Raw genomic sequence first — 16,465 nt, forward strand, 5'->3', positions numbered from 1 at the left:
TTAGACATAAAAATGGAGCCATTGCTCCATAGATGATTATTCATCTATTTTGCAACGGCCCCAGATGATTATTCATCTATTTTGCAACGGCCCCTATTTTTTTGTTGACAAATGAAAATATAGTGATATACTTTGATTATCAAAATATTAAAATATCAAATAAAATAAAAGACAGAGGAGATTATTTATGTTAGAGAAAATTAGAACAATCATTGCAGATCAGTTATCCGTTGAAGAAAGCAGTATCCAGCCGGAAACATCCCTGACAAAGGATTTGGAAGCCGACTCTTTGGATTTTGTCGAGCTTATTATGGCATTGGAAGATACCTTTGATGTAAAGATTGAAGAGGATGATGCTTCCAATATTTCAACGGTTCAGGATATTATGGATTATTTAAAAGCACAGGGTGTTGAGGATTAAGATGAAAACAGCGATTACAGAGTTATTGCATATTGAATATCCGATTTTCCAGGGAGGTATGGCCTGGGTGGCAGAGCATACGCTGGCAGCAGCGGTTTCCAATTCGGGTGGTCTTGGAATTATCGCCTCCGGCGGTGCGCCTTGTGAATATATTCGGGAAGAAGTGCAAAAAACAAAGGCCCTCACAAAGCAGCCCTTCGGTGTGAACGTTATGCTGATGAATCCGGAAGCGGAAGCAATTGCCCGGATGGTTGCAGAAGAGGGCGTTCAGGTAGTGACCACTGGGGCCGGTAATCCTGAGAAGTATTTTCCTTTATGGAAAGAAGCCGGAATTAAGATCATTCCTGTGGTGGCTTCTGTGGGGCTTGCCAGACGTATGGCCAAATATGGTGCGGATGCCCTGATCGCTGAAGGCTGTGAATCCGGCGGTCATATTGGTGAGCAGACGACAATGGCATTAGTGCCCCAGGTCGTTCAGGCCGTGGATATTCCGGTGCTGGCAGCAGGCGGTATCGGTGATGGCCGTGGTGTGGCGGCTGCCTTTATGCTTGGTGCTGAAGGCGTTCAGGTGGGGACACGTTTTTTGTTGGCAGATGAAACCCGGATTCATGATAATTATAAGGAGAAAGTAGCTAAGGCAAAGGATATTGATACCCAGGTTACCGGACGGTCAACGGGACATCCGGTGCGTCAGCTCAGAAATCCGATGACTCGGAAGTATTTGAAAATGGAAGCAGAGGGCGCATCGGCAGAAGAACTGGAATTGATGGCGCTGGGCTCTCTTCGTCGGGCAGTGGTGGATGGAGACCTGGAAGAAGGGTCTTTCATGGCTGGTCAGATTGCAGGACTTGTAAATAAACGTCAGCCATGTAAAGAAATTATTGAGGAAATGATGAGTGAAGCTGTAACATTAATGCAGGAAAAAGCAAACAGAAAATGAGGACGCTGCAAATGCGGCGGCTTTATTTTTAGACATATATTTTGAATATCAAATTAATTTTGGAGTAAAGAGAATGAAAAAGACAGCATTGATTTTTCCGGGGCAGGGTGCTCAGAAGATTGGTATGGGAAAGGATTTTTACGAGACTTTTTCAATAAGCAGGGAAGTTTATGATCAGGCTGGTAAGTGGCTGGACATGGATGTAAAAAGCCTTTGCTTTGAAGAAAATGATAAATTAGATATTACCCGTTATACTCAGATTGGATTGTTGACCACGGAGCTTGCTATACTCAAAGCGGTGGAAGCCATGGAAATCGTTCCAATTGTGACGGCGGGGTTAAGTCTTGGAGAGTATGCGGCGTTAACAGCGGCAGGAAAAATTTCAGTGGAGGATGCCATTCGGGTCATCGATAAGCGGGGACAGTATATGCAGGAAGCGGTTCCGGCAGGCGGTGCTATGGCGGCCGTACTTGGATTGAATGTGGAAACCATTGAAAAAATATGTGCTGACACCCGGGGAATTGTAGAAATTGCCAATGACAATTGTCCGGGACAGACGGTAATCTCCGGGGAGGCGGAAGCGGTATATCTGGCGAGCGAGGCCATGAAAGGCGCTGGAGCCAAACGGGTAGCCATGCTGAATGTGAGCGGTCCTTTTCATTCATCCATGTTGAAAAGGGCCGGTGAATGCCTGGCACCGGAACTTGAGCACATTTGTTGGTTGGACTCGGATATCCCTTATGTATCCAATACGACCGCAGAGCTTATCAGAGATAAAGGAATGATAGCTCCGCTGCTTGTTCGTCAGGTTTCCGAATCTGTCCGGTGGCAGCAGGATATGAAAGTGATGGTGGACATGGGTGTGGAAATTTTTGTAGAGATCGGACCGGGAAAAACATTGGCCGGATTTGCAAAACGAATCAACCGAAAAATTCCATGTCTAACAATAGAGACCGTCAAAGATCTGGAAAAGTTGGAGGCGTTAAAATGTTAAAGAATAAAATAGCTCTTATAACCGGCGGCGGCAGGGGGATCGGCGCAGGTATTGCCAGGGAGATGGCTGCTCAGGGAGCGGTGGTCATCATCAATTACAGTCATTCCGAAGAAGCGGCGAAGCAGGTACAGTCAGAGATTCGGGCAGCCGGAGGCAAGGCAGAAGTTTTTTGCTGTGATGTCTCGGATTATAACAGCGTAAAAGCGATGACAGGCGACATCATCCAACACTACGGCCGGCTGGATATTCTTGTGAATAATGCCGGGATTGTCAAAGACGGCCTGCTGATGCGGATGAAAGAAACAGATTTTGATAAAGTCATTGATATTAATCTGAAGGGCACATTTAATTGCATTCAGAACGTGTCCCGTCAGATGTTGAAACAAAGATACGGACGTATTATCAATATGTCTTCGGTTGTCGGTATTTATGGCAATGCGGGACAGGCAAATTATGCCGCATCCAAAGCGGGAATCATCGGATTAACAAAGTCGGCGGCGAAGGAACTTGGGCGTCGCGGCATTACAGTCAATGCCATTGCGCCTGGATTTATCCAGACAGATATGACCGAAACTTTAAGCGAAGCATTGAAAGAAAAAATACTTTCGGCGATTGCTTTGGAAAGCTTTGGCACAGTGCAAGATATTGCCCATGCCGCATGTTTTCTGGCATCAGATCGGGCGAAGTATATTACCGGGCAGGTTCTCGGCGTAGATGGCGGCATAAGTATGTAAGGAGAGTTGAAATGAAAGAACGTGTTGTAGTTACAGGAATGGGTGCCATTACACCGATTGGTAATAATATCGAAGAATTTTGGAATGGAATTAAGGCGGGAAAAACCGGATTCGGGAAAATCCGTGCCTTTGATACGACAAATTTTAAAACATCTCTTGCAGCGGAGGTAAAGGATTTTAATGCCGCAGATTATATGGATAAACGAGCGGCACGCCGTATGGAATTATTTTGCCAGTATGCGGTGGCGGCTTCAAAAGAGGCCATTGAAAATGCCAGACTGGATATGGACAAAGAAGATCCATTCCGCGTCGGTGTCTGTGTCAGTTCCAGTGTGGGAAGCCTTCAGGTTATGGAAAAAGAGGAAAAACGACTGGTGGAAAAAGGACCGGGCAGAGTCGGTCCGCTGCTTGTGCCGATGATGATTTCGAATATGGCTTCCGGCAATGTTTCTATTGCATTCGGTTGCCGGGGCAAATCTTTAAATGTCGTGACGGCCTGTGCGACGGGCACCCACTCTATTGGCGAAGCCTATCGGAGTATTCAGGCGGGAGAAGTTGACGTCATGTTGGCCGGAGGCGCGGAGGCTGCCATCTGTCCGATCGGTATTGCCGGCTTTGCTTCGTTGACGGCGTTGACTTCTGCTTCGGACCCGGAAAGGGCCTCCATTCCTTTTGATAAAGAGCGCAGCGGATTTGTTATGGGTGAAGGTGCCGGAGTTGTTGTGCTTGAAAGCCTTTCCCATGCGAAAGCCCGGGGAGCGCACATTCTTGCAGAGGTGGCTGGATATGGCGCAACCTCGGACGCTTACCATATTACATCCCCTTGCGAGGACGGCAGCGGTGCAGCAAAAGCCATGGAACTTGCTATGAAAGAAGCCGGAGTAAAGCCGGAGGAAGTGAGCTATATCAACGCCCATGGAACAAGTACCCATCATAATGATCTGTTTGAGACGCGGGCTATCAAGCGAGCCTTTGGCAATACAGCATATCAGGTACCGATCAGTTCAACAAAGTCTATGATCGGACATTTACTTGGAGCTGCCGGTGCTGTGGAATTTATTACCTGTGTAAAATCCATTGAAGACGGATATATCCATCCAACGGTTGGTCTGAAAGTGGCTGATGAGGAATGTGATCTGAATTATGTGCCGGGACAGGGAATTTATGGCGAGGTTCGGGTGGCTCTTTCCAATTCGCTCGGATTTGGCGGACATAATGCAACGCTGGCTGTGAAAAAGTTTGAGGAGGCATAAGTTTATGGAATTTGAACAGATGCTTCGATTGGTCGAAATGGTATCGACATCGGGACTTACCGAATTTGATTATGAAGAAGGCAATCTTAAAATTCATCTCGGAAAAAAATTGCCGAAAATGCAGCAGATTGGTAAAAATAGCGGCACGTTAAACAGCGGGGAGCTTTCGGAAGATGTAAGTGCAAGTAGTACGAATGTGTCGGAGATGGAAACAGAGACCTCAGAAAAGGCGCCGGATGGAACGGCGGTGACATCTCCCATCGTTGGCGTGTTTTACGCGGCGCCGGGACCGGAAAAAGAGCCCTTTGTCCGGGTGGGTGATCGGGTGGAAGCCGGGCAGGTCATTGGTATTGTTGAAGCTATGAAATTGATGAATGAGATACAAAGCGATGCATCCGGCGTTGTGACAAAGATTTGTGTACAGGATGGGGAAGGCGTGGAATACGGACAGCCTCTGATATATGTACAGGAATAGAGGCGGGATATGATTTTTGGAATTAAAGATATTATGGAAATAATCCCTCACAGACAGCCCATGCTGCTTGTCGATAAAGTGGAGATTCTGGAAGAGGATAAAAAAGCTGCAGGTTACAAGGGCGTTACTTATAATGAACCCTTTTTTGCAGGCCATTTTCCAACGGAGCCGGTCATGCCGGGGGTTTTACTCATGGAGGCGATGGCTCAGACAACGGCAGTTCTTCTTTTGCATAAAGACGATATGCGGGGTAAGATTGGTTATTACGGCGGAATCAATAAGGCAAAATTCCGTAAAAAAGTTGTTCCGGGAAGTCTGCTGCGCATGGAGGTTGAGGTGCTGAAACGCCGGGGACCTGTGGCTGTTGTTTATGGAAAGACCTATACAGAAGAAGGTCTGGCGGCGGAAGGCGAAATGACATTTATGATTGGTTAATGAGGTGAAAGACTTGATAAATAAAGTATTAATTGCCAACCGGGGAGAGATTGCCGTCCGTATTATCCGGGCCTGTCGGGAGATGGGTATTGAGACGGTGGCTGTGTATTCAAAAGCAGATGAAACGGCGCTTCATGTCCAGTTGGCCGACGAGGCTGTATGTATCGGTCCGGCGGTTTCAAAAGACAGTTATCTGAATATGGAAAATATGATCAGTGCCACGGTCATCAGCGGCGCGGATGCCATTCATCCGGGATTTGGATTTTTGTCGGAAAATGCCCGGTTTGCTGAAATGTGCCGTCAGTGCCATATTACATTTATCGGACCTTCACCTGAGTTGATTCATAAAATGGGCAATAAATCTGAGGCGCGAAAAACAATGATGGAGGCTGGCGTTCCGGTGGTTCCGGGAACGAAGGAGCCGGTGCATACGGCAGAGGAAGCCAGAAAAATGGCAGATGTCATGGGATATCCGGTCATGATCAAGGCATCTTCCGGCGGCGGGGGAAAGGGTATGCGTATATCCAGAAGCCCGGAAGATTTTCAAGAGAACTTTCAGCTGGCCCAGATGGAGTCCGTCAACAGCTTTAATGATGATACCATGTATATTGAAAAATATATCGAATCTCCGCGCCATATTGAGTTTCAGATTTTGGGCGATGCCTTTGGTCATATCATCCATCTGGGGGAAAGAGATTGCTCGATTCAAAGACGGCATCAGAAAGTGCTGGAAGAATCCCCGTCTCCGGCTGTTGACGATGAACTTCGGGAAAAGATGGGGCGTGCTGCCGTCCAGGCAGCACGGGCAGTCGGTTACGAGAGCGCGGGGACAATCGAATTTTTGCTGGATAAAAATAAAAACTTCTATTTTATGGAGATGAATACTCGAATTCAGGTCGAACATCCGGTGACCGAATTCGTGACGAATGTAGATTTGATTAAAAGTCAGATACGAATTGCTGCCGGAGAGCCTTTAAATATAGGGCAGGAAGATATAGAAATTAAGGGACATGCCATTGAGTGCCGGATAAATGCAGAAAATCCGGAAAAGAATTTCCAGCCCTCGCCGGGAAAGATTGAGCGTCTTCATTTGCCGGGAGGCAAAGGCGTTCGTGTGGATACGGCGGCCTATGCGGGATATGAAATTCCGCCTTATTATGATTCAATGATCGCCAAGCTGATTGTGCTCGGTAAATCAAGAAATGAAGCCATCAAAAAGATGAAAAGTGCATTAAGTGAATTTATTGTCGATGGTATTGATACCAATGTGGATTTTCAGATGGAAATCATGAATCATCCGAAATTTCAGAGCGGTGATTTCAGTACGGACTTTATTGAACAAATGAAAAAGGAGGGTGAATAATGCCGAAGTTAAACAGTATGTTTAAAAAAACGACCTATATCACCCTGTCCAATCGGCAGCAGAGCATCCGTCAGGATGCCCTGGTAACAGAAAAAGAACTGGAGCAGCCAAACGTACCAGAAGGGCTTTGGAAAAAATGTGAAAAATGCGGCGCCCTTCTTTATGACAGAGATCTGGAAAAAAATTTCTATGTATGCCAGGAATGTGGTCATCACCAGCGCATTTCTGCCTGGAAACGGATTGCACAGATTGCTGATGCAGGCAGTTTTGAAGAATTGGATGCAGTCATGACGGAGAGAAATTCTCTGAATTTTCCGGATTACGAAAAAAAATTGGAGGCCATGCGAAAATCCACCGGATTAAATGAAGGCGTGGTCTATGGACTGTGTACGATTCATGGCGAGCAAGCTGTACTGGCAGTCATGGATGCACGGTTTATGATGGGAAGCATGGGAACCATCGTGGGTGAAAAAATCACACGAGCCATAGAAACGGCTACAAGGCTGAAACTCCCGGTGATTATTTTTACATGTTCCGGAGGTGCGCGGATGCAGGAAGGTATTTTATCACTGATGCAGATGGCAAAAACCTCGGCAGCGGTGGAAGCTCACGGAAGGGCCGGTCTGCCCTATTTTACCGTCATTACCGACCCGACGACCGGCGGCGTGACGGCCAGCTTTGCAATGCTCGGTGACGTCATTCTTGCGGAACCGGACGTTTTGATTGGATTTGCCGGACAGAGGGTCATTGAACAGACCATCGGTCAAAAGCTGCCAGAAGGTTTTCAGCGGGCAGAATTTATGCTGGCACATGGATTTATCGATCAGATTGTGGAACGTAAAGATTTGAAACAGCGATTATTTCAGCTCATCCGGGCCCATCGGCCGGTGCATCCGGAGGCATAGGCCATGAAGAAAGAAACACGAGGCGAAGGACATATGAAGTTTAGTGCATGGGACAGAGTACGGATTGCCAGAGAAATGGATCGTCCGACAAGTCTTTATTATATTGAACACATTTTTGAGGATTTTATAGAGCTCCATGGAGACCGGGGAATAAAGGATGACCCGGCGATCGTGGGCGGTATCGGTTTTCTTGAAGGTCGGCCGGTGACCGTCATTGGTCAGCAAAAAGGACGGAATCTGAAAGAACAGGTTCAGCGTAATTTCGGCATGCCGAATCCGGAAGGTTATCGTAAAGCGCTGCGGCTGATGAAACAGGCAGAGAAATTTCATCGTCCGATTGTTTGTTTTGTAGATACGTCCGGAGCATTTTGCGGTATTGAAGCAGAGGAACGGGGACAGGGAGAAGCTATTGCGCGGAACCTTATGGAAATGGCAGGATTGACTGTACCGGTATTATCCATTGTGATCGGAGAAGGGGGAAGCGGCGGTGCCCTGGCTATGGCTGTAGGAAATGAAGTCTGGTGCCTGGAAAATTCTGTGTATTCGGTCCTTTCTCCGGAGGGCTTTGCGGCCATTTTATGGAAAGACGGTAAACGGGCCGATGAGGCGGCCGAAGTCATGAAGATGACATCGGAACATTTGAAGGCTTTAAAAGTTGTGGACAGGGTTTTTGCCGAACCGGAGCCGGTACATGTGGATCATGGAGGAGCATTGGCAGAGGAAATAAAACAGGCGATGACAGAATTCTTCCAGCGTTATGAGCGGATGGCGCCGGAAGAAGTTGTAAAAGAACGTTACGAGCGATTCCGCCATTTTTAGGAGAAAAGAATGAAATCAGAGCAAATAAAACCATTGAAAATCGGTGAATTGACGGCAAGACTGCCGATCATCCAGGGCGGCATGGGGGTTGGCGTCAGCCTTTCATCGCTGGCAGGCGCTGTGGCAGCGGCGGGCGGTATTGGTGTTATCTCCACGGCCCAGATTGGATTTTACCGTCCGGATTTTGAAAAGAATCCTCTGGAAGCCAATTTAAAGGCCGTAAAAGAACAGATTATTTTGGCAAAGGAAAAGGCCGGAGACGGAGTGATCGGTGTGAATATTATGGCGGCCACAAGAAATTATAAGGCATATGTCATGGCGGCCGTCCGGGCCGGTGTGGATGTGATTATTTCCGGTGCGGGCCTGCCAAAAAATCTTCCCGAATATATCAGAGGATCTGCGGTCAAAATCGCCCCGATGGTCTCTTCGGAGAAAGCGGCAAAGGTCATCTGTCGCCTCTGGGACAGAAATCATCACTGTGCACCGGATATGGTGGTGGTGGAAGGACCTCTGGCAGGCGGCCATCTGGGTTTTTCTGAGAAGGAATTGTCGCCCTTTATGGAAAACAATAGTAATGACATTTCACAGATGATGGCCGATTATGATGAGGAAATCCGTCGCATTATCCGTGTATGCCGTGAATATGGCGAGAAATATGAAAAGGAAATTCCTGTTGTTGTGGCCGGGGGTATTGATACACCGGAAAAGACCGAACATGCCCTTTCTCTGGGAGCGTCCGGCATTCAGGCGTCAACCCCTTTTGTGGCAACAGAAGAATGCGACGCCCACAGCAATTTTAAAGAAGCTTATATCAGAGCGAAAAGCGATGATGTTGTCATCTTAAAAAGCCCGGTAGGCATGCCGGGGCGCGGCATAAAAAATGCTTTTCTCGAAAAAGTTGCCCGGGGAGAACGGGGGAAAATTCATTGCAGACAATGTCTGGAAAATTGTAATCCGGCGACAATTCCCTATTGTATTACCGATGCGCTGATTCGGGCCGTTAAGGGGGATGTGGAAAATGGCCTTATTTTCTGCGGTGCCAATGTGGATAAAATTCAAAAAATATCCACTGTGAGAGAGGTCATCGGGAATATTCTGGGAAAAGAAAATATTTAGTCTTTCTTTAGTTAAAGCAGGTGTCTGAGAGAGACAGAACATATTGGGTCAAAGGCCAAATGCTCTCACGGTTAGTAAAATTGATACATTTTCCATAGGTTTCCAATAGCTGTTTGACTTCTTCACTCAGACTGTCCGGATCCTTTTTCAACAGCATTCGACGGAGCATGGACATCATAGCCTTGTGAGTGAAGCTTAAACGAGAATAGTCAATGCCGCCTCTCAGATGAAAAAGCCGGATCTGTTCCAGGATTTCCGGTGACAGGATTTTTGACAAAGACTTTCTGATAGTGGATATGTTGTCGGTATCCTCCGGATCTGCAAGTCCGCAGGTATAAAGAACGACCTGTTTGTTTTTTAGAAGCTTCCAGTTTTGGGTGATAAACTTTATACCGCTCACACCGCCGGCATAGAGACCACCGCCGTATATAATAACGTCATATTTCGTAAAATCCTTCGGGTTAAAATCTTTTCGCTCAAATAAAGAGCACATAAGTTCTTCGGCGATCCATTGAGCATAACATCTGGTTGAACCATATTTTGATTCATAAATGACTACTATTTTTCTCATGAAATAATCTCCTTTAATAAACGAAAGTATAAAAATGGCACACTTGTGTCTTTTCTTTTTTTATAGTATACTTTGTAGAAAGAAAAATCAAGGAATGGCACGGAAGTGCTACAAAAACGGAGTTTTGTGCCAAAGGTGGAGGGTGAATGGGAATGGACGGACATAAAAAGCAGAGGGAACAGTCAGCAAGAATGATTGAGACTGCTTTGTTTGAGCTGATGGAAGAAAAAGCTTTCAATGAAATTACGGTTTCTGAAATTGTTAAAAGGGCGGATGTTGCCCGAAGAACATTTTATCGATTATATAACCGAAAAGAAGATGTGATCCATCGTTATTTTGGCAAACTGAGCCGGGATTACGGGAATACCTATCCGGCTCTGGACAAATACGACTTGAAGCAGATTGGGTCAGATTATTTTAAATTCTGGTATCAGCACAGAGAATTTCTCCTGCTGATGAATCAGAGTGGTCTGGGAGAAATGATTTATTATGAAATCAGCCGGGCATCCGAGGAAATTGTTAAAAAACGTATTGGATGTGAAAAGGTCAGAAACGGACAGGATGTGCGATTTTTTGCTTATTATTCCACGGGAGGATTTATCTTACTGCTTCATCATTGGATTATCGATGGAATGAAGGAAACACCGGAGCAATATGCGCAGCAGGTGAGCCGTGCCATTTTGAAGTGTACGGAAGCTTGCGGATTGAACAGATATTAAAATTATGGTTTCAAAACTAATTTATGCATATGATATTCTTTTCTGTATAAAATACCAAATGACAGGAGGTTTTTACATGGAAAAGAATTGTCAGGAACTGAATTTGAGAAAAGTGGCCATGATTGGTTGTGGTTTTGTTGGTTCTGCATCCGCCTTTGCGTTGATGCAGAGTGGTTTATTTTCAGAGATGGTATTGATTGATGCGGATATGGACCGGGCCGATGGGGAAGCAATGGATATCCGGCATGGTCTGCCTTTTGAAAGACCTATGAAAATTTATGCGGGGGATTATGATGATATTGTCGATGCAGCGATTATTATAATCACGGCGGGAGCTAACCAGAAACCGGATGAAACCCGTCTGGACCTGGTGCATAAGAATGTGGCTATTCTTCGGAATATCATTCCGGAAATTTCAAAGCGGGGATGTCAGGGAATTTTACTGATCGTTTCAAATCCGGTGGATATTTTGACCTATGCTGCCTTGAAAATCAGCGGTTTTCCGGAAAATCGGGTCATTGGTTCAGGAACTGTTCTTGATACGTCCCGTTTAAAATATGAGATCGGCGAGTATCTCGGAGTGGACAGCCGAAGTGTTCATGCCTTTATTATTGGTGAGCACGGGGACAGTGAGATCGCCGCCTGGAGTAGTGCCAATGTTTCTGGGGTGCCTTTACGGAACTTCTATGAAATGCGGGGAAGGCATAAATACGAGAAGGCAGCGGAGCGGATTGCGGATACGGTTAAAAACAGTGCCTATGAGATTATTGCCAAAAAGAAAGCGACCTATTATGGAATTGCCATGTCGGTGCGGCGAATCTGTGAGGCTATTGTCCGGGATGAAAAGTCGATTCTTCCGATTTCCAGTCGGATGCATGGGGAATATGGCATTGATGATGTCGTTTTAAGTATGCCGGCAATTGTCGGCAAAGATGGCCTGGAAAGTCTGGTGCCGATTGATTTGGATGAGAAAGAACAGAGGAATCTGAAAGAGTCTGCAGATACACTGAAAGAAGTATTGGCAGATATCGACTGCTAGAAAGTGATATATTCCTCACATTTTTCGTTGACAATGAAAAGAAAAAGTGATATATTTGTCCTAAATGAAAGAGATAAATATATCACTTTTTTGCGTTGAGGAGGAAAAGCATATGTCAAAAAAGAACTTGAAACGGTTGATTATTTTGGGGGTTATCTGTGCTCTGTATGCAGCGTCGGCCATCGGTTATTCGCTGACTTTTAATGATGGGCGTCTGATCTATCCGATGGATTTCGGAAGTTATCAATTCCACATAAAAGATGTACCTATGATGCTGGCATTGATTTTAGTTATTTTATATGTCATCTATCTGGCAGCTTTATTGGTTATCAGCGGATTGGTCGTGAAACGGAACAGTAGGAAAACAGGGCGGACACGAAAAATCAATCCCAAATTTGGATATTTGGGCTTTTTAGGCTTCATGGGCTTTTTAGGCTTCTGGACATATCTGGTCTACGGTATGATTTTCCCATTTGTATTTTTCGTATTTTTTGGCTTTTTTGGATTCTTTTATGAGGGAAAAATGTCAAATATTCTGGCGGATGAGCGCTTTCAGCAAAATCGCCGGGAGGCTGAACTGAAAGCTTTACGAGTGGGATATAGTCTCACATTCCTGCTGGTGCTGCTTGTGGGAATGACAGGAAGTCATGTGAGCAGCGGAGTTGTGGCTCTGTTATTAACTTGTGGAATTTCTTTGATCTGCGGTCTGGTACAGTTTTTGAACGAATACCTATTGTATCGCTATGATCAGATGGATTCGACAGACTGGGAAGACGAGGATGAGTAGCCATGGTAGAATTTGTATGTCATTTAAAGAAATACCGCCAGCAGGTTGGGTTGACCCAGGAGCAGCTGGCGGAAAAGGTCGGTGTCCGTCGGGAGACGATCATGCGTCTGGAAAAGGCCCAGTACAATCCATCTCTCAAGCTGGCCGTGGATATTTCCAGAGTCGTCGGTGTACCGATTGAAGAAATCTTCATTTTTTAAGAGATGACGTTCGGGGTGAAAGTCGTTGATAAGTCGAATCTGGTCCTGACGGTTGAATTAAGCTTTTTTGCGTACCGGAAGCTGTACGAGAATGATAGCAATAAATACAAGAATGCAGCCAAAGATTTCTCTTGGAGCGAGGGCCTGATGTAGAATGACCCATCCGGCGAGAACACTGAACACAGATTCCAGGCTCAGGATCAGAGAAGCAATCGTTGGATCATAGTTTTTCTGGGCTACAATCTGGAGGGTGTAAGCTACACCGCAGGAGAGGATTCCGGCATAGAGAATCGGTGCCCAGGCCGCGACCAGAGAGGAAAACCGGGGATGTTCCAGAATCAGTGCCGGTATGCCGCAGAGGATTCCGGCGATGAAAAACTGGATACAGGACATCCGTACACCATCAACCCTGGGTGAAAAATAATCGATGATCAAAATATGTATGGAGAAAGCAAGGGCACAGAGGAGCACCAATGTATCACCTTTGCTGAAACTGAGACTGTCAGTCATACATAAGAAATAAAGTCCGGCCAGGGCGAGAATGACGCTGACCCAGATAATCAGCCGGGGTTTCTTTTTCAGGAAAATACCAAGGATAGGTACGATGACGATGTAAAGGGCCGTGATAAAACCGGCTTTTCCGACAGTCGTCATGGATATACCGTATTGCTGCAGTGTGCTGGCAATAGCGATGGCGATGCCACAGCATAACCCTCCGATCAGGAGTGTTTTTCTGTCTGTTGGATCAGTGGACGGAAGATTTTGGCAGCCAGCTGAAGGAGCTTCAGATTTGGCGGAGTCTTTTTTTTTCAGTACGTCCAGAAATGCGATGCAGGGAATAAGAAAGACAGCTCCGATGATAAATCGGGCCGCATTAAAGGTCAGGGGACCCACGTAGTCCATGCCCACACTCTGGGCTACGAAAGCAACGCCCCAGATAAAGGCCGTTAAAAGAAGCAGTAAGGTGTTTTTAGTCTTGTTCATGGTGTTTTTGCATCCTTTCGTATTTTTAAATAACCCATATTATACATATACATTAAGAGGGATATTCCGCAGATAATGATATAACCGATCAGGCTGAGACTGTCCGGCAATTCGCCGAAAACAACAAAACCGAGAACGGCGGCAAAAATGACCTGGGTATAATCATAAATTGAAATGTCCCGGGCCGGGGCAAATTTATAGGCGTAGGTGACGCCGAACTGACCGCCCGATGCGGCAACACCGGCAAGGAGCAGCGTACCAAGCTGTTTTATTGTCATTGGTTCAAAATTTAATATGATATAAGGAAGAACAGCGATACAGGAAAATGCGGAGAAGAAAAAGACAATAAAAGGCCCCCGTTCACCGCGAAGTCCAAGATACCGCACTGTTGTGTAGGCTGAGCCGGCAGCAATGGCTCCGACCAGTCCCATAAGGGCCGGCAGCATTTCTGTCAGCGAAAAGCCGGGGCGGATGATAAACAGGCTGCCGATAAAGGCGACGATAATGCTCAGAATCTGGAAGCCGTTCATCTTTTCTTTTAAAAAGATATAGGAACAGATGAGAACAACAAAGGGGGAAAGCTTTCCGAGCATGGAAGCATCGGATAAAAGTAAATGTCCCAGAGCGTAATAATTACATAAAATACCGATTGTTCCCAGGGCCGAACGAAGAATAAGATATTTCAGATTTTTTTTCTGAAATGAAAAATCATGTTCTCTAAATAATATGGCAGCCGCAAATAAAAAAGCGATCAGATTCCGGAAAAAGCTTTTCTGAATCGGATTGATATCTCCGGCCAGCTGGACAAACAAATTCATCAGCGCAAAAGAAAAAGCGGAGATGAGAATACATATAATGCCTTTCTGCTTATTTGTCATATTGTTTCACCTCAATTTTAGTCTAACTTAGATATTATAAGGCAGAAGGCAAAAAAAGTAAATCAAATCGGAGGAAATAATTTAAATGATTCCTGTTTGCTGGTGTTAATGTGAGGGCTTTGTATTTGCTTTAGATAACATTTTTTCAAAAAATAAACCGGCACCAAACCACAGAGGGGTGTAGCACAGGTTGATTAATCCATGGACATTTGCAGGCTGTTCGCTGTAATCCCATGGGCAGCGGTGAAATTTTTTCAGAACCGCACCAGTGGTGTATTCTGTGGCAAAAATGAGCAATGTATACAAACCTCCTCGAAAGAATGTATTTTTGCCATTCAGTCGTCTGCTGATGGGAGACAGGAATGCAGCCAATCCATAGATTGGAAACATCCAAACAGAAGTCCGACAGGTCAGCTTGGGGTCACGTGACACTATGGAGCCCAGTCCGGTCCACAGTACTTCCATACACCAACCCGCCAGACCACAAAGAATAAAATTTTTCTTCATAGATATATTATGCCGTAGGGTGGACAAAATATACATCGCATAAAAAATATTCTTGATTCCCTTTCATGGCAATGGTAAAGTAAGTAAATAACAGGAAATTGAAATAAAGAGGGAAAATAATGGGAACAGCAATCGTAACGTTAAAAAAAGGCGAGGGACGGACGTTGAAGTCCGGGGGCGCCTGGGTTTTTGATAATGAAATTGATGCAATCACAGGAAATTATGAGAATGGCGCGGATGTCATTGTTCGGGATTTTGACGGATATCCAATGGGTCGTGGCTTTATTAATAATGCTTCCAAAATCCGTGTCCGTATGATGACGCGGAATGTGGATCAGGAGATAGATGAAGAATTTTTAAGAATGCGGGTGAAAAATGCCTGGGAATACCGAAAAAAGGTCATTGACACAGAGAGCTGCCGGGTGATTTTTGGAGAGGCAGATTTCCTTCCGGGGCTGGTCGTGGATAAATTTACCGATGTGCTTGTTGTTCAGTCGCTGGCGCTGGGAATTGATAAATATAAAATCCAGATTGTTGAGCTGCTGAAGGAGATCATGGCAGAAGATGGCATTCGGATTCGTGGCGTTTATGAGCGCAGTGACGCGAAGGTTCGTCAGCAGGAGGGCATGGACCGGATAAAAGGCTTTATCGGAGAAGCTTTTGATACGAAAGTGCCGATCGTGGAAAATGGTGTCAAATACATGGTCGACGTGAAAGACGGCCAGAAGACGGGATTCTTCCTGGATCAGAAGGAAAACCGCAAAGCTGTGGGGAATTTAAGCCGGGGCTTTGAGGTGCTGGATTGCTTTACGCATACCGGTTCCTTTGCCTTAAATGCGGCTCTTGGCGGGGCTGTCCATGTGACGGGAGTGGATGCTTCGCAGTTGGCTGTAAACCAGGCCAGGGAAAACGCTGTTTTAAACGGCGTAGAAAATTTTGTGGATTTTGTCTGTGCCGATGTTTTTGAATATCTTCCGGCTTTGGAAAAAGAAGGGAAGAAATTTGATCTGGTCGTGCTTGATCCTCCGGCCTTTACAAAGTCAAGAAATTCCATAAAGAATGCGGTAAAAGGTTATCGTGAAATCAATATCCGCGGATTAAAGCTGGTGAAAGACGGCGGATATCTGGCAACCTGCTCCTGTTCTCATTTTATGGATTATGAACGGTTTACAGAGACGATTCAGCAGGCAGCCCGCAGTGCTCACAAGCGGCTCCGTCAGGTAGAGTTCCGTACTCAGGCACCGGATCATCCGATTTTGTGGGCAGCGGATGAGTCTTATTATTTGAAATTCTATATTTTCCAGGTATGCGACGAAAAGTAGGTG

Annotated in this window: 18 protein-coding genes and 1 pseudogene; 15 read left to right on the forward strand and 4 right to left on the reverse strand. The window is 45.7% G+C overall.

What is annotated here, in order from left to right; genetic code table 11:
- Positions 1–187 precede the first annotated feature (187 nt).
- From acpP to EV212_RS11035, 10 genes and pseudogenes are all read left to right on the forward strand, one after another.
- On the forward strand, positions 188–421 hold the full coding sequence (acpP, locus tag EV212_RS10985; RefSeq protein WP_132093173.1) for an acyl carrier protein: 234 nt from the start codon (positions 188–190) through the stop codon (positions 419–421).
- A 1-nt stretch (position 422) separates the two neighbouring features.
- On the forward strand, positions 423–1,361 hold the full coding sequence (gene fabK, locus EV212_RS10990; RefSeq protein WP_132093176.1) for an enoyl-[acyl-carrier-protein] reductase FabK: 939 nt from the start codon (positions 423–425) through the stop codon (positions 1,359–1,361).
- 73 nt (positions 1,362–1,434) lie between these two features.
- A complete protein-coding gene (gene fabD, locus EV212_RS10995; RefSeq protein ID WP_132093179.1) occupies positions 1,435–2,355 on the forward strand; it encodes an ACP S-malonyltransferase in 921 nt (306 codons plus the stop codon).
- Complete coding sequence (fabG, locus tag EV212_RS11000) at positions 2,349–3,089, forward strand: 3-oxoacyl-[acyl-carrier-protein] reductase (protein WP_132093182.1); 741 nt, start codon at positions 2,349–2,351, stop codon at positions 3,087–3,089. The genes fabD and fabG overlap by 7 nt, the downstream gene beginning before the upstream one ends.
- Positions 3,090–3,100: 11 nt before the next feature.
- Positions 3,101–4,342: a beta-ketoacyl-ACP synthase II gene (gene fabF / locus EV212_RS11005; RefSeq protein WP_132093185.1), complete on the forward strand. Its 1,242-nt coding sequence runs from the start codon at positions 3,101–3,103 to the stop codon at positions 4,340–4,342.
- A 4-nt stretch (positions 4,343–4,346) separates the two neighbouring features.
- Positions 4,347–4,817, forward strand: a complete 471-nt coding sequence (accB, locus tag EV212_RS11010) for an acetyl-CoA carboxylase biotin carboxyl carrier protein (protein ID WP_132093188.1) — start codon at positions 4,347–4,349, stop codon at positions 4,815–4,817.
- Between the two features lie 9 nt (positions 4,818–4,826).
- Entirely contained in the window at positions 4,827–5,252 is a 426-nt protein-coding gene (gene fabZ / locus EV212_RS11015) for a 3-hydroxyacyl-ACP dehydratase FabZ (RefSeq protein ID WP_132093191.1), read from the forward strand.
- Between the two features lie 13 nt (positions 5,253–5,265).
- Positions 5,266–6,615: an acetyl-CoA carboxylase biotin carboxylase subunit gene (locus EV212_RS11020; protein WP_132093350.1), complete on the forward strand. Its 1,350-nt coding sequence runs from the start codon at positions 5,266–5,268 to the stop codon at positions 6,613–6,615.
- A pseudogene (locus tag EV212_RS13975) lies at positions 6,615–8,339 on the forward strand (acetyl-CoA carboxylase carboxyltransferase subunit alpha). The gene EV212_RS11020 and the pseudogene EV212_RS13975 overlap by 1 nt, the downstream one beginning before the upstream one ends.
- A gap of 9 nt (positions 8,340–8,348) precedes the next feature.
- Entirely contained in the window at positions 8,349–9,455 is a 1,107-nt protein-coding gene (locus tag EV212_RS11035) for an NAD(P)H-dependent flavin oxidoreductase (protein ID WP_132093197.1), read from the forward strand.
- 7 nt (positions 9,456–9,462) lie between these two features.
- Here the strand turns inward: EV212_RS11035 and EV212_RS11040 are convergent, their stop codons facing one another.
- Positions 9,463–10,026 (reverse strand): flavodoxin domain-containing protein, encoded by a 564-nt coding sequence (locus tag EV212_RS11040; RefSeq protein ID WP_132093200.1) that lies wholly within the window; start codon positions 10,024–10,026, stop codon positions 9,463–9,465.
- A 146-nt stretch (positions 10,027–10,172) separates the two neighbouring features.
- Between EV212_RS11040 and EV212_RS11045 the strand changes: the two genes are divergently transcribed.
- The 4 genes from EV212_RS11045 (at position 10,173) to EV212_RS11060 (ending at position 12,771) form a co-directional block, all read left to right on the forward strand.
- On the forward strand, positions 10,173–10,745 hold the full coding sequence (locus EV212_RS11045; RefSeq protein ID WP_132093203.1) for a TetR/AcrR family transcriptional regulator: 573 nt from the start codon (positions 10,173–10,175) through the stop codon (positions 10,743–10,745).
- 76 nt (positions 10,746–10,821) lie between these two features.
- Positions 10,822–11,784 carry an L-lactate dehydrogenase gene (locus EV212_RS11050; RefSeq protein ID WP_132093206.1) on the forward strand — a complete coding sequence of 321 codons (963 nt, stop codon included), beginning with the start codon at positions 10,822–10,824 and terminating at the stop codon, positions 11,782–11,784.
- A 112-nt stretch (positions 11,785–11,896) separates the two neighbouring features.
- Positions 11,897–12,571 (forward strand): DUF3796 domain-containing protein, encoded by a 675-nt coding sequence (locus tag EV212_RS11055; RefSeq protein ID WP_165873361.1) that lies wholly within the window; start codon positions 11,897–11,899, stop codon positions 12,569–12,571.
- 2 nt (positions 12,572–12,573) lie between these two features.
- The gene (locus EV212_RS11060) at positions 12,574–12,771 is read left to right on the forward strand and encodes a helix-turn-helix transcriptional regulator (protein ID WP_132093212.1); all 198 of its coding nucleotides are present in this window, start codon (positions 12,574–12,576) and stop codon (positions 12,769–12,771) included.
- Positions 12,772–12,828: 57 nt separating this feature from the next.
- On the opposite strand, the gene EV212_RS11065 is transcribed toward EV212_RS11060, so the two are convergent.
- The 3 genes from EV212_RS11065 to EV212_RS11075 all read right to left on the reverse strand — a co-directional run bounded on the left by EV212_RS11065 (position 12,829) and on the right by EV212_RS11075 (position 15,140).
- The gene (locus tag EV212_RS11065; RefSeq protein ID WP_132093215.1) at positions 12,829–13,755 is read right to left on the reverse strand and encodes a DMT family transporter; all 927 of its coding nucleotides are present in this window, start codon (positions 13,753–13,755) and stop codon (positions 12,829–12,831) included.
- Positions 13,752–14,633 (reverse strand): DMT family transporter, encoded by an 882-nt coding sequence (locus EV212_RS11070; protein WP_132093218.1) that lies wholly within the window; start codon positions 14,631–14,633, stop codon positions 13,752–13,754. The genes EV212_RS11065 and EV212_RS11070 overlap by 4 nt, the downstream gene beginning before the upstream one ends.
- 105 nt (positions 14,634–14,738) lie before the next feature.
- Positions 14,739–15,140 carry a putative ABC transporter permease gene (locus EV212_RS11075; RefSeq protein WP_132093220.1) on the reverse strand — a complete coding sequence of 134 codons (402 nt, stop codon included), beginning with the start codon at positions 15,138–15,140 and terminating at the stop codon, positions 14,739–14,741.
- A 119-nt stretch (positions 15,141–15,259) separates the two neighbouring features.
- Here EV212_RS11075 and EV212_RS11080 point away from each other — a divergent pair, with 119 nt between their 5' ends.
- Positions 15,260–16,462, forward strand: coding sequence for a class I SAM-dependent rRNA methyltransferase (locus EV212_RS11080; RefSeq protein ID WP_132093223.1), 1,203 nt, complete (start codon positions 15,260–15,262; stop codon positions 16,460–16,462).
- The last annotated feature ends 3 nt before the right edge of the window (positions 16,463–16,465 follow it).

Origin of the sequence: Frisingicoccus caecimuris, from assembly GCF_004340975.1 — a bacterium.
In the GTDB taxonomy this organism is placed as follows: Bacteria; Bacillota; Clostridia; order Lachnospirales; family Lachnospiraceae; genus Frisingicoccus; species Frisingicoccus caecimuris.